The sequence below is a fragment of the Thermanaeromonas sp. C210 genome (assembly GCF_013167955.1).
Classification (GTDB): domain Bacteria; phylum Bacillota; class DSM-521; order Neomoorellales; family Neomoorellaceae; genus UBA12545.
The window spans coordinates 1-820 of the sequence record NZ_BLWF01000013.1 but is presented as its reverse complement, the minus strand read 5'-3'; the positions used below and the strand labels follow the sequence as shown (position 1 = coordinate 820).

The following is an 820-nucleotide window of genomic DNA, read 5'->3' as shown; positions in this document are numbered from 1 at the left end:
ACCCTTTCTCTTCTTGCCTCTTTGTTTTCTGCAACCGTAAGAGGGACAAACTAAAGATCCTCCACTGGGAACACAACGGGTTCTGGCTTTATTACCGCCGGCTGGAGAAGGGCAAATTCATATGGCCGCAAGACACTACTTCTTCCACCATCACCATAAGCCGCCGGGAGTTGCGCTGGTTGCTCGATGGCCTTCCCTTAAACCAGCCTAAAGCCCATCCTGAGGTAAAAGCACGCACCATCTTGTAATATAAAGCATCAGGAAGAAATATTTTCACCTTATGGTTTATTCTAGAGGAATTTGGGCTGATTCGTCGAATTATTAAAGCATGGACACTGCTAAGTCTATAGCTACCATGACCATAGAAGAACTGCGAGAGCACTGTGCTCAATTGGAACAACAATGTATGCAGCTGGAACGGGAGAACGCCGAACTTACCGCCAAGTTAAATTGGTTTATGGAGCAGTTCCGTTTAAGTAAAAAGCGGCAATTCGGTTCTTCCAGCGAGCGGACTGAAGCACTAAAAGAGCAACAGCTTTTGCTTTTTAATGAGGCGGAAGTGGAAGCCCGGCCGGAGGAAGCTGAACCGGATTTGGAGACCATCACCTACCAGCGCCGTAAAGGGCGCATTCGCCGGGAGATGAACCTGGAAGATTTACCGGTTGAGGTGGTAGAACACCGCCTACTGGAAGGAGAAAGGGTCTGTCCCTGCTGTGGCGGTCCCTTACATGAAATGAGCACCGAAGTGCGGCAGGAGCTCAAAATTATCCCGGCCCAAGTGAAAGTAGTTAAACACGTGCGCTACGTTTATTCCTGCCGC

General features: G+C 49.1%; 2 protein-coding genes. Both read left to right on the top strand.

What is annotated here, in order from left to right; translation table 11 throughout:
- Window positions 1-248: IS66 family insertion sequence element accessory protein TnpB (gene tnpB, locus TAMC210_RS13180; protein WP_173299276.1), on the top strand; the 248-nt coding region annotated here is incomplete at its 5' end.
- An 80-nt stretch (window positions 249-328) separates the two neighbouring features.
- On the top strand, window positions 329-820 hold a 492-nt coding region (locus TAMC210_RS13175; RefSeq protein ID WP_217267415.1), incomplete at its 3' end, for an IS66 family transposase zinc-finger binding domain-containing protein.